The sequence below is a fragment of the Mammaliicoccus sp. FSL K6-3158 genome (assembly GCF_038005105.1).
Taxonomy (GTDB): Bacteria; Bacillota; Bacilli; order Staphylococcales; family Staphylococcaceae; genus Mammaliicoccus; species Mammaliicoccus sciuri.
Map to the genome: position 1 here is coordinate 1,986,476 of NZ_JBBOSL010000001.1, position 12,059 is coordinate 1,998,534.

The 12,059-nt window shown below is 29.0% G+C and carries 18 protein-coding genes and 1 pseudogene; 6 read left to right on the forward strand and 13 right to left on the reverse strand.

Features of this window, described 5'->3' with window-relative positions; all coding sequences use genetic code 11:
* Positions 1-47: 47 nt before the first annotated feature.
* The 4 genes from MHH94_RS09840 to MHH94_RS09855 form a co-directional block, all read right to left on the reverse strand.
* Positions 48-821: an AraC family transcriptional regulator gene (locus MHH94_RS09840; protein ID WP_048542081.1), complete on the reverse strand. Its 774-nt coding sequence runs from the start codon at positions 819-821 to the stop codon at positions 48-50.
* A gap of 15 nt (positions 822-836) precedes the next feature.
* A complete protein-coding gene (locus tag MHH94_RS09845) occupies positions 837-1,409 on the reverse strand; it encodes a LysE family translocator (protein ID WP_107609507.1) in 573 nt (190 codons plus the stop codon).
* A gap of 108 nt (positions 1,410-1,517) precedes the next feature.
* Entirely contained in the window at positions 1,518-2,246 is a 729-nt protein-coding gene (locus tag MHH94_RS09850) for an alpha/beta hydrolase (protein WP_232156524.1), read from the reverse strand.
* A gap of 34 nt (positions 2,247-2,280) precedes the next feature.
* On the reverse strand, positions 2,281-2,748 hold the full coding sequence (locus MHH94_RS09855) for a GNAT family N-acetyltransferase (RefSeq protein WP_232156526.1): 468 nt from the start codon (positions 2,746-2,748) through the stop codon (positions 2,281-2,283).
* Between the two features lie 740 nt (positions 2,749-3,488).
* Between MHH94_RS09855 and MHH94_RS09860 the strand changes: the two genes are divergently transcribed.
* The gene (locus MHH94_RS09860; protein WP_058592432.1) at positions 3,489-3,974 is read left to right on the forward strand and encodes a tetratricopeptide repeat protein; all 486 of its coding nucleotides are present in this window, start codon (positions 3,489-3,491) and stop codon (positions 3,972-3,974) included.
* Positions 3,975-4,162: 188 nt separating this feature from the next.
* On the opposite strand, the gene MHH94_RS09865 is transcribed toward MHH94_RS09860, so the two are convergent.
* On the reverse strand, positions 4,163-4,267 hold the full coding sequence (locus MHH94_RS09865; protein ID WP_088592438.1) for a hypothetical protein: 105 nt from the start codon (positions 4,265-4,267) through the stop codon (positions 4,163-4,165).
* A gap of 297 nt (positions 4,268-4,564) precedes the next feature.
* On the opposite strand from MHH94_RS09865, the gene MHH94_RS09870 reads away from it, so the two are divergent.
* Positions 4,565-4,774 (forward strand): hypothetical protein, encoded by a 210-nt coding sequence (locus tag MHH94_RS09870; protein ID WP_058592433.1) that lies wholly within the window; start codon positions 4,565-4,567, stop codon positions 4,772-4,774.
* A gap of 98 nt (positions 4,775-4,872) precedes the next feature.
* Here the strand turns inward: MHH94_RS09870 and MHH94_RS09875 are convergent.
* From MHH94_RS09875 to MHH94_RS09885, 3 genes and pseudogenes are all read right to left on the reverse strand, one after another.
* Positions 4,873-5,063 (reverse strand): annotated as a pseudogene (locus tag MHH94_RS09875) (LSM domain protein).
* Positions 5,064-5,066: 3 nt separating this feature from the next.
* The gene (locus MHH94_RS09880) at positions 5,067-5,306 is read right to left on the reverse strand and encodes a hypothetical protein (protein ID WP_058592490.1); all 240 of its coding nucleotides are present in this window, start codon (positions 5,304-5,306) and stop codon (positions 5,067-5,069) included.
* Positions 5,307-5,840: 534 nt separating this feature from the next.
* Complete coding sequence (locus tag MHH94_RS09885; protein ID WP_058592491.1) at positions 5,841-6,086, reverse strand: hypothetical protein; 246 nt, start codon at positions 6,084-6,086, stop codon at positions 5,841-5,843.
* Positions 6,087-6,503: 417 nt separating this feature from the next.
* Between MHH94_RS09885 and MHH94_RS09890 the strand changes: the two genes are divergently transcribed.
* The 4 genes from MHH94_RS09890 (at position 6,504) to MHH94_RS09905 (ending at position 8,085) form a co-directional block, all read left to right on the forward strand.
* A complete protein-coding gene (locus tag MHH94_RS09890; RefSeq protein ID WP_340841587.1) occupies positions 6,504-6,923 on the forward strand; it encodes a YolD-like family protein in 420 nt (139 codons plus the stop codon).
* A 43-nt stretch (positions 6,924-6,966) separates the two neighbouring features.
* A complete protein-coding gene (locus MHH94_RS09895; protein ID WP_142383034.1) occupies positions 6,967-7,434 on the forward strand; it encodes a hypothetical protein in 468 nt (155 codons plus the stop codon).
* A gap of 154 nt (positions 7,435-7,588) precedes the next feature.
* Positions 7,589-7,741 carry a hypothetical protein gene (locus tag MHH94_RS09900; RefSeq protein WP_340840866.1) on the forward strand — a complete coding sequence of 51 codons (153 nt, stop codon included), beginning with the start codon at positions 7,589-7,591 and terminating at the stop codon, positions 7,739-7,741.
* Entirely contained in the window at positions 7,714-8,085 is a 372-nt protein-coding gene (locus MHH94_RS09905; RefSeq protein ID WP_340841589.1) for an AAA family ATPase, read from the forward strand. The genes MHH94_RS09900 and MHH94_RS09905 overlap by 28 nt, the downstream gene beginning before the upstream one ends.
* Positions 8,086-8,399: 314 nt before the next feature.
* Here MHH94_RS09905 and MHH94_RS09910 read toward each other — a convergent pair whose 3' ends face one another.
* The 5 genes from MHH94_RS09910 to MHH94_RS09930 all read right to left on the reverse strand — a co-directional run bounded on the left by MHH94_RS09910 (position 8,400) and on the right by MHH94_RS09930 (position 12,052).
* Positions 8,400-9,038 carry a hypothetical protein gene (locus tag MHH94_RS09910; RefSeq protein ID WP_340840868.1) on the reverse strand — a complete coding sequence of 213 codons (639 nt, stop codon included), beginning with the start codon at positions 9,036-9,038 and terminating at the stop codon, positions 8,400-8,402.
* A gap of 20 nt (positions 9,039-9,058) precedes the next feature.
* Positions 9,059-9,901 carry a hypothetical protein gene (locus MHH94_RS09915; protein WP_340840869.1) on the reverse strand — a complete coding sequence of 281 codons (843 nt, stop codon included), beginning with the start codon at positions 9,899-9,901 and terminating at the stop codon, positions 9,059-9,061.
* Between the two features lie 591 nt (positions 9,902-10,492).
* Positions 10,493-10,669, reverse strand: coding sequence for a hypothetical protein (locus MHH94_RS09920; protein WP_155403652.1), 177 nt, complete (start codon positions 10,667-10,669; stop codon positions 10,493-10,495).
* A 179-nt stretch (positions 10,670-10,848) separates the two neighbouring features.
* Complete coding sequence (locus tag MHH94_RS09925; RefSeq protein WP_053076881.1) at positions 10,849-11,718, reverse strand: peptidoglycan recognition protein family protein; 870 nt, start codon at positions 11,716-11,718, stop codon at positions 10,849-10,851.
* An 85-nt stretch (positions 11,719-11,803) separates the two neighbouring features.
* On the reverse strand, positions 11,804-12,052 hold the full coding sequence (locus MHH94_RS09930; protein ID WP_204256355.1) for a phage holin: 249 nt from the start codon (positions 12,050-12,052) through the stop codon (positions 11,804-11,806).
* Between the last annotated feature and the right edge of the window lie 7 nt (positions 12,053-12,059).

A 12,059-nucleotide genomic window follows, 5' to 3' on the forward strand; every position in this document is an offset into this window, starting at 1 on the left:
ACACCATCAAAAAAGAGGCTTGGACAATGTCCAGCCTCTTTTTTGATTTATATAAGTTGGTTTAAATATTCAAAAGCTGTAATACCATATATTTTCTTGAAATTTTTATTTAAATGCGATAAATCTACAAATCCACAATTTGTTACAGCAGCATAAATATCTTTAGTTATTTCTAAATTTAATTTAGCTTGCTCTACCTTTCTATTCAAATAATATTGATAAGGTGTAAAACCAGTATACTTTTTGAAATAGCGAATAAATTGATATTGAGTCATATTTAATTCTAGACTGATCATTTCTACATTTAATGTATCAAACAAGTGGCTCTCTATAATATTCTTCGCCATGTTTATGAGCCTGTTATCTTTAGGCGCTACATTTATATCATTATTCAACAAAGCATCATTAACTTGCAGCAATTGTTCTAATACATAAGCATCTTCTTGATTCGTTAAAATGGCATTAGAGAGATGGATAATTTTGTTTTTTAAATTTTGATCATTTGATATAGGTTTATTGAAAATTACATTTTGCGGTATGTTATCATTTCCAAGAATATGTTCTCTCTCTAAATAAATCATTGTGTATTTAAGGTCTTTCTTGTCAAAAGAACTACCATCATGAATTTGTTCTGGATTAAAGAACATAACATTATTAGGATATGATAAATATTGGTCACCATCTAAAGTATAGTGTTGTATACCATCTAACGTAACACCAAGTGCATATTCTTTATGCGCATGTTTTTTATATTTAAACTCGCTCATTTGAGCTAATAATGCTGTAACACCTATACGCTTTTTATACAAAAAATTATCCATATAACCCCTCCTTATCTATAACCAAATTAATAATGTCGCCATAACAAGTGCCAATGACATAATGACATTAAAAACTTTCAAATGTTGATCTATAAATTTTTTCAGAACTGTGCCGAATAAAAGCCAAGACGCAAATGCTAAAAACCCAATAATCGTTATTATAGTTACATTAAGAAACACATCGTTAAAAGTAGAGTCTGCTTTTAAAACAAAGCTTGGTAAGACCGTTAAACAGAATAAGACAACTTTAGGATTTAGAAATTGCATGACAAACCCAGAAGTAAAGTTACCGTAATTTGTATCATTATGTGATTTAGAAGCATTTAAAATCTGATATGCCAAATATAACATATAAATCGTTCCAATTATTTTCATCGTAAATATAATATTCGGCATTATGTTTACGAGTACTGTATTAAATATTGCAGATAACAACAAAATTAAAAAGAATGCTACCGTTGAACCGTACGTATACTGCAAAGCTTTTTTAGTACCGTAATTTTGAGTTGTTGTTAATATTACGATATTTGTAGGTCCAGGTGTGAAAGTAATTATAAAACAGTAAAATAAAAATGATAATGTACTCATCGAATCCCTCCAGTATCTTTGTATTCTCTCAATAATGTCAAAATTGATATAGTACAAAATTGCATTCACATAAAAATAAGACCACGCCAACATTTTGTTGGCATGATCTTATTTTTTTAAGAACTCAAGTATATCTTTTTCAATTTGTTCTTTATCTTCACTTCTTGTCATTAAATGTGTTGCATTTTTATAAGCTGTTAATTCTTTATGTTCTGATGCTATATCATGATATATTATCTCCGCACTATCTTGATAAAATGTTTGATCTAATTCTCCATACTTTATAGAGATAGGTATTTTTACTGCGTCTAAATGATTCATAATATCCTCTATAAATGATGTAAATATATGTGCACCTTCATCATAATCATCAATGAGTGCAAGTTGGCGTTTGCTTTCTTCTTCATCTAAACCTTGGATCTGATTAATTCTTTCTCCATAATGATAGAGTCTTCTTTTAATATCTTTATTTGTTCTATTATGAGGTGTAGACATTGCTATACATTTCTTCACATCAAATGTTTCGACAAGTTTTAAAGACATAAGAGCACCTAATGAAACACCGAGCACATGAATGCTTTCATATCCACTATCCTTTAAATAGTGATAACTCTCTTGTACTTGCTTCCACCAATCATTTGTTGTATAGGCTAATAAACCTTCTAAACTTAATCCATGCCCTTTATAAGCTGGAATATAGCAAGTGTATCCCGCTTCGTTTAGAAACTCTGCTAAAGCTTTTACATCTCTTACTGTACCTGTAAATGAATGCAATAATATAACCGCTTCATCTCCACCTTTTAAAAATACATTTTGAGATTCTTTCAATTTCAACAATCAAATCACTCCGATTTCAATTTCGATATCACTATTATAACGCTTTTTCCATATAATAGTTTGTCGTTTCAAATCCCATTTTTTTATATAACTCATATGCAATTTGATTATGACCGAAAACATGGAGTCGAATACTTTTAATGTCATGTTCCTTGCAATACTCATCTAAAGCTTGCATCGTCATTTTACCTAAACCTTTACCTCTATCAAATTCGTTAATTTTAATATCATAAATAAAACTTTTTAATACATGATCTTTCTCGAACACATGTAGCCATAAAATACCAACCTTATCCCCTTCATTAAAGATATTAAAAATTTTATGACCTTCCGTATGTAAACCATCAGGTAGAAGTTTCTTAAAATATACTCTACTTCTCTCATCCGCTTCTTCAACAGACCAAGAACCACTTTTCACTTGTTCATCAGCAAATTCTTTCAAAGAAACCTCATAAAAATCATTAAAGTCCTGCATTTCTATTAATTTTAATTCAACAGTCATATAATCCCCACCAATCTCTATATTTAGGTTCATTATACACTTCTAAAAATTAGAAACAAAAATACAATTATTTGTTTAACCACTTAATAAACGTAATCCCCAAAATTAAAATACTCACAGCAACAAGTGATTCAATCTTCTCCTTCTTCGTAGTCTTACGAATACTTATACTTGCTTTCATATCAAACACCCCCCTTAATCATTAATTTTTCACAATAGACAAATATTGACAAATTGTGTTATAACTTCTTTGAAAAAGGACAACGTGTTGCTGCACGTTGCGCGATGAGCCCGTTTTAAAGACGGTGACCGTATTTAAATATGATAAAATAAATCATCTCTATTCAGTCAAAAGTTGTAAGAGATGGTTTATTTTTTTACTTTTGTTCTTTATCAAAAATATCTTTCTTAATGATATATTCAAAAATAATTTTTATTATTACTACACCTATTGGTAATAATACATAGTGTGTATTATTGACATGGTTGCTAACGTGCTGATCATACATACTTAATATAAAATACATAACAAAACAGTAAATAAGACATACTAAAATCCCCGTTTTATTTATTTTTCTTTTCAACTTTTCTTCTCCTTTCTATAAAACGAAAATTATCTCTTTTTATTTATTATAATTTTTGGTTGTAATTTGTAAATATATTTTACATAAATCGGTTATAATAAAGTGTATGGATAAGATTATATATAATGTAATATTATCTTATTGGAGGGGTGTATGATGACGAATACGATAGACGAAGTTATCGAATTAAGATCAAAGAAAGAATATATAAAAGCAAAAGAAAAAATGGAAGATATATTAACTGAAGATCCTAACAATGCATATTACAATTATCAAATGGCATGGTGTCTAGATAATTTAGGATTAGAACACGAGGCTATAAATTATTATCATAAAGCTATTAATAACAATTTAGACCTAATATATCTAAAAGATGCTTATATAGGTTTAGGAAGCACTTATAGAAGTATTGGCAAATACAAAGAAGCTGAGCATATTTTAAATGAAGGATTAACAAAATTTGATGACAGCCCTGTATTAAAAATATTCCTTGCTATTACACATTATAATATGAATAATAATCAGAAGTCTGTTTCTCTATTAATTGATACATTGCTAACAAATGTTGAAAATACTGAGATTCACGAATATAAAACTGCTTTGAAATTTTACAATGAAAATCTAGATAAAATATTCAACTGATATTTAGAAAGTCACCCGTAATAATCCGACTACAAAATAGACAAATTCTACCAAATTATGTTATAATCCAATTGAAGAAAGGACAACGTGCTGTAACACGTTGTCCTATGAGCCCGTTTTAAAGACGGTGGCTTTTCATAGAAAAATTATAAAAATAACCTTCCATTACTCGTCAAAGTTGGAGAAGGTTATTTTTTATGGTCTTGATTACTGATTAATAGTAAACCAATGATTGTCAATACAACCATTAGCATTTCAAAATCAGACATGCTATTCCTTTCTAGGAGTAACAACTATAACCATAGGCATCACCCCTTTATTAAGAGATTAGCCACCATCTATCCAACTTGCTCTGTTATATTATACCAAATTCCCAGTATTTGTTATATACATTATTATTCATTATAGACAAAATATGCCAAATTATGATATTATACAAACGAAAAAACAACGTGCTGTAACACGTTGTCCAATGAACCCGTTTTAAAGACGGTGACTAATTTAATGCAAATAAACCTTCTCAAACTAGTCTAAAGTTGTAAGAGATGATTATTTTTTTTATGATTTAAATCATTACTAGGAGTGAAACTATGAAGCATCCAAAGTACATATTATTATCTACATTACCTATCTACATATTGTTCTTTATTCAAGGATTCTATGTAGTTATATATAAAGAAAACCCTATCGCTAGAGTAATTGCTGTAATTAGCATGATAATCTTCACAATTATGCTCACACTTCTCGTTTTAAAGGTATTAGATTCTGGTAAACAAAATAAAAATAGAAAAATAACATAGTAATATTTATAGACATAAAAACAAGCTATCACAACATTGTGATAGCTTGTTTTTATGTCTATAAATAGCTCATCAATCATTAATTCTTTGTTAGGTGTTTAATCTAATGTTTCAATCGACTTTATTTCACTTTCATCGAAGTCATATATTTGTATTCCAGTATCTAAATATATAGAATATTCGCCACTTTCATTATCCATTTCATCATCATAACTTATAACTTTACCTGTAAATATTTGACATCAGCTTCAATTAATACCATTTTTCCCACATAAGTCCACAGTTTCATAACTTACCACCATGCTACAAGATCAGTTTCAGGGAACTCATTATTTTTGATATATTTCTTGATTCTATAAATCGCATGACCTAAATAATTACTTGTATCTTGATCATATTCTGATTTTTTTGTATAGAGTATTTCACAATCATCAATACTTATAATAATTCTCCCTGACACTTTTTCGTTTTCGGGATAATAATCATAAGTCACGCTTTTATCGTCTTTACTTACTAATTTTAAATCTAACATTGCTCACTACCTCCATTTTCTATTTAACCCTTCTAGTGTTTTAATTCTTTTCTCTTTTTGTATGTCGTTGTTTTAGTTGTTCTTTTTCTTATCTTTCAGCTCTTTGAGCTTTTTCAGCTATTTTTTTGAATGCTTCAGCCGCATCTTTAGGTGACATATAAGCGTCTAGTGTCGTTTCATATTTCTTCAATCTTATCATCTCACTTATTCATTAATATTTACTATATTATATAATTTTTTCAAAATTCTTACAATAAAACAAAAAATAATAAAACATTGTGAGCAACATCAATCATGATCACAAACTAAAAAAGCCCACCTATTTCATTTAGGTAAGCTTTTGTGTATTCATATGTAGTGTTAGCTATTTCATTTTTCATATATAAATTCCGAGTCTATTTTTATTTGGTTAACATATAATAAATTAAGGAAATGCAACAAATAATGATAATTATATTGATAGTAATCATAAAAATATCTTTAGCTTTATTTGTCATTGTAATCACCTCATATTATTATAAAGCTACACAGAGCTTATCCCCATGCAACTAATTGTGTTTTAGGTAATTCTTCTAAATCAACAATATTTCTCATTCTACTAGCAGCATGTACGAAATATAATGACCTATATTTTTCAACATCTGTTTTAGTAAAATCTATTATTTCTTTATCTTTTCTTCGCATTGTTATTTGACCAGGCGTTAGTTCTTTATTATCTTCAGGATAATAATTATAAGTCACAATTTTATCATTGAATTCAATTAACTCCATTGTTAACATCTTAATCACTCCATTTAAGACTTAAATGATTTTGGTATTATTGCTATTACGCTTTTATATCAAATATTATAATTTTTCATTAAATCATGTTCAAGAGCTTTTTTATAACTAGAATAAATAATCATAATGGTCACATGATTAAAACTATAGTGCTAATGTGACCACGTTGTGACACAAAATATTAAATCCGCCTAAATAAAAAAAGAAAAAACCTTGAGTTATCAAGGTTTTTTCTTTTCACTATACGTGATTAATTAAACTGAGCGGAGATGGAGGGATTTTAAAAACCTTGTAATAACCGTTATTACACTGATATTGTGACCTGTTTGTGACCAAAATAATTAAAAATTTATCAATAGTATCACTTTACAAAACAGAACATTTGTTCGTATAATGAAACTACCAATTATACGTGAGGTGTTTAAATTGAAAATCATTAATCCAGATATGCCAGAACCATATAAGTATGAAACGGACTATAGAAAAATACCTAAAAAGTATTTGAATAGTAATATCCCAGAAGGTCGCAAGATGATTAAGTGGGCGCCATTTGCAACAATGCCACAACAATATGAAACGATTAACGGTTTTATCGAAGACCAAAACAAAGTTGATAAGCCTGTGTTTGATGAATTAGCGTTGCGTGATTTGAACGATGTCTTAGCGCAAAAATTATTTTATGATCCACCAGCAACAATTAAGTATTGGGAAGATGGATATTATAAAACGATTGAGTGTGAGATTAATAAGTTTGATAGTGAAAGAAATAAGTTAGAAGTGTTGGAGAATGGTGAGAAAGTGCAATTGAGTATGGATTGTATTGTGGAGATAGAGTAATATTGTAATAATGGAAGTTCGAAAAAATGAAGGGAATGGTAGAATGAACATTTTAAAAGTTATAATGTCTTTATTAGTTATAGCTATTTTGATGATAGGATTATCTTTTGCTGCGTTTATGGTGTATGAGAACACAATAGCAAAAAAGGATGATGTATCAACCAGTGTTAATGAACAACATCAAACTGTTGAAAACGATACTAGTATGAATAGTGAACAGATAGCAGAGGATAACAACGAAGTGTCAGAAGAAAATCCCGAATACTTACCTCACTTATCTGATAAAAATTATGCATTCAGACTTATGACACTAAATAGAGATGCATTACCTGAGGGAAGTAGAGAACAAAAAGAATATGATGGCACTATACAAACTGCACGTACAAACATTGCAAATGGTCTGGGTAAAGACTTTGATTACAAGATTGTTGAACAATATGAAGCAATAACTGCTGCAAGTGGTAACCAAGGGAAGGCTCAAGAATATATTAAAAATCACCCATATAAATAACCCACCAATTAAGGTGGGTTTAACTTTTAAAATCTGGATTGTATTATTGAGATAGAATAGAAAACACCATATTTACAGTACATTTATGATAAAGTGTATATTATATTAAAGTATAAACTATTATAATCCAAAAACATTTAGGAGTAGATTCAATATGAACAATTTAGGAACTTTATATTTTTTCACAGGTAAAATGGGTGCTGGAAAAACAACAATGTCAAAACAATTAACGAAAAAAAAAATGCAGTTTTATTATCAGAAGACGAATGGCTTGAAAGTCTGTATCCAAATAAAATTAAGACAATAGAAGATTATCAAAATTTGTCAAAACAAATAAAACCTTTGATAAAAAAACATGTACAGAATATATTGTGTGTTGGGACAGATGTAGTTATGGACTTTCCAGGAAACACCAAAAATCAAAGAAGATGGTTATTAAATATAGCTAATGAAATAAATGCTTATCATAAACTTATATATATAAATGTTGATAACCAAAAATGTTTAGAACACCTAAAAATAAGACAACTAGAGGAACCAGAAAGGAATAATTTTGATACTGAATCTACTTTCAATTATCTCACTTCATTCTTCGAGGAACCAAAGGAATTGGAAGGATTAAATATTCTAGAAATAAATAGCAATGATTAATAAATAAAGTACACTATCTCTATAAGGTGATTAAATGTTTAAAGACAAAAGGTATTATATTCTAATGGTTCCCTTTCTAATTTTATGTCTAATTTTAGTATATGTACTTCCAGCAGAATATTACCTGCTTATACCGGTGGTTTGTATCATATTTCAACTACTTTACCACTTTTTATTTAATAATGATAAAAGAAGTAAAAATAAAAAGACCACCCTGTAATATGGGTGGCTATATAGTCTTAACCTCTTCCGCCTAATTAAATTATATCATAAAAGAAGCCCACCAATTAAGGTGGTTTTTTTTGTTATTTATCTTATTGATTATCGACTGAATCATCAGATGATATGGGATCTTGTTTTTTATCATTCGTATCTATATATTCAATAAACTTAAACTTAATACAAGTAGGTATTAATAAAACTGTAAAAATCAAACTGAAATAGACTATATAAACACTTACCAGGGTCAAAGGATATAGAACAAAATTAGAATAAGTTATTGGTAAATTAACAATAAAATACCCTATAATCAATAAGAATATAGAAATCAAATTAAGTATACCTGATGCATAAAATCTATAAATTAAGATAGCAAAAATTTCCACTTTGCTAAAAATTAATTTCTTGTTACTATTAGATAACTCTTCTATACCTACTTTTGATATACGTTCAATATCCTCGGTTTTAAAAATCGATAAAACTAAAGCTAGTGCTGATAGAGAAAAAGCAATCATCGTGATAAGTCCACCAATAAAAGTTAAAATCAAATCTGAAATCACAGATTTATATAATATAGAATCTAATTGAAAAAAATAGTACATAATAAATATAGTGATCGTAGACAATAACAATGATATTAATGCTTCGATTGACCAAATCAACTCTTTTATTCTTTTTAATAAATATATATTAGGAGAGGTTTCAATAAAAATTTCATTCATTATATTTTTCAATTTAACACCTCTTTTTTTCATTATAAAATATTTTTATCTATTACTTCTGATGCGATTTCATTTGGAGAGTTTTTTATACTTTCGGGTATTTTATGTTTTTCTATTAATTCTTTGTTTTTTAAAGTATTTATTTCAAGTGGCATGCCATCACTACCTTTTCCTTCTGCAACCATTTCACCATATCCTCTTTTTACAAAATTATATAGTCCCTTTACTAATTCTGATGATTTAACTAATGGTTTTCTGATACTGGCTTTTAAAGAAAACTCCATTTCTGTCGCTTCAGTTTCTTCTAATTCTTCTGATATACTTTCAAGTCCTTTCCATAAATCCTTATCTGAATTTGGAGGAACTATCACAACTGATATCTTTTTCATAGTATTTATTTCTGCAAATTTTTTATCTAATTCTTTATTATCTAACTTTATTTGCAAATTAACTCGACCTATTTGAGGACTACAAAGATAAATAAAATCAGCAAAAACTTTCAAGAAATGTTGTCTTGAGAATGCTTGTTTTGGAACAAATGCTATCATTTCCCTATGTACAAAAAATGAAAAAGCTATATAATCTGCTGGACTTTCTACTATTTGTTCTTTTAATTCATCATTTTTCTCATCATAAGTATTTTGAGTTTTACTTTTTTCAATTCTTAAAAACTTTCCATTTATTACAAAATCATTTGGATTTTTTTCAATGTCTACTATCTTATATCTTACGCCAGACATTTCATCTTCCATGACTCGATTAGAATCAATGTCTATATACAGTTGATCTAAAAAGGTTTTTATTGTAGTTTCCCCTTTATAGACACTGTGGATTTTTTCATTTACATTTAATTTCGCTAAATATATATTTGCCATTCCCCTTACCTCTTTCAGTGTGTATTTAACAACATTATACATTTTACACAATAAAGTAGAAAGAGTTTATTTATAAAAAGCGCAACTAATATCGGGGAAGACATTAGTTGCTAATACACTCTTATATTATACCACATATTAAGAGTTTGTACTATTAGTAGATACTAATTTTAGTCAAAAATATAACCCCATCACACAAAGTGACAGGGAAAGTTAATGGAGATTTTAATATGAAAATTAAGCACTATATAAGTGCTTATATATAGTAATACTACACTATTGATATTAAAGCAAATAAAAACCCCCTACATCATGGCATTGTGTAGTGGGTAAGTGTTTTAGGGTTAAACACTTTCATCTAGCTACTATATCATTATTTCGTCTTAAAAACAATAACACCCCACTTATTAGTGAGGTGCAAAAAGGTATTACTAAATATGAGTTTAAAACTAAAACGGAGATAATAGGTTTAAACTATACAAATTATATCATTAATATTACATAATTCAAAATAATAACCTACTCAATTACATGAGTAGGCTCGCCGTAATATTGTGTTTAATATGTCTAAAGTTATCTTAACATACTTAATCACACTTCTGTTTTAAAATCAGGACTTTGTATGGTAGTACTTTTTAATTTAGTAATACATTCTTCTAATATCGCTATTTCTACATCATTGTTGAAGTCTCCATTTAATTTTTCATTTAACAATATAGAAACATACAATAAATCATCGCTTAAATCTTGATAGTTAATTTCTTTCATAAAACTTATTCCTTTCAATTAATCTTGTATTAATAATAGATATAAGATACAAATACCCGATTAATTATCTTGCAAAACAAATTAAATAATAAAAAAATAACCCCACTCTACAAATAAGAAGTGGGGTTTGTGTGTATGAACTACCTAGCGGTTAAACTAAATAGGGTAAACATATAATACTACTTTTTACTTGTAATCTTCAAGTCAAACCATAATTTGGTTTCTTTTTCTAACTTCTCATCTTTGTGTGTAATAGGCCCCAATGCACAATAGAATCGTCCAGCTTTAGGGTTAGTTGGATATTCAAACTCTGCCCACCAATATTTATCCTTTTTAGTAACCGAGAAGAAGTTAATATATTGACCAGCTAAGATGTTATTTGGTGGTGCTAATGCCGGTTCGTTTAAACCTGGTTTCTTTTTAGCTGCGATTGGAGATACACCTTTCTTAGCTGTCGCTTTACCAGACCATTTCCAAGTTGTTTTAGGTGGTTTAGTTGTTGTGCCACCGTTGTAATAATGTTTAATACGAGAAATAAAGTAATCTTTTAACTTATTACGATTAGCTAACGTATCTGGTGCGTTTTTTCCTACATGCATATCCCAAGAACGATGAGGACAAGATGTGCCAAAATACTGTCTATGAAGATTAACTGTCGTGCGATTGACTGGCAAACCATAAGACTTCATGACAGCTGCTGCTACTTTAAATGTTGCCTCTTCATTTAATTTGAACTGGGCATCTGTTAAACCTGCTGCTGGATGTGATTGACAAACTTCGAACCCGATCAGATTACTGTTAGCCCAGTTATTACCACAATGCCATTCTACATAATCTGTTGGGTGATACCAAAGTGTTTCATCTTTATTTACATAAACAGAAGCCCACCCATTAACATGCGTTCCGTTTTGTTCTCTTGTATATAACCATGGTAAATACTGATTAGGCGTCATTGAACCGTAATCATTATGAATAACAATACCTGCAATACTTGCTTTTTTGCCTGTTAACTTACTTCCTTGAATGTGATTTGAATAAATATCTTTCATTATAAATCTCTCCTTTAGTTTTTTCTTGGCTATAACTGCACTGTCATAACCAAGTCATAATAAAAAGCCGACTATTTAGCCGACTTTACTTTGGTTGATGATATTGTTGTGCTTGTTCACTATCTTTGATTCCTCTAGTAGTCGGGTCTTGTACTACACCTAATAGCACCAATACACCTAACACACTGTTAACGATATTCGTTATTTGGTCTGTATACACTGTGATGTCGTAATCGAATGCACCCGACACTTGCTGAGCAAACAAAAGGATAGCCGATATAATGGCTACCCAAAATGATTTTTGTTTAATACGTACTTTCCAATTGATTTTCATTTAACCA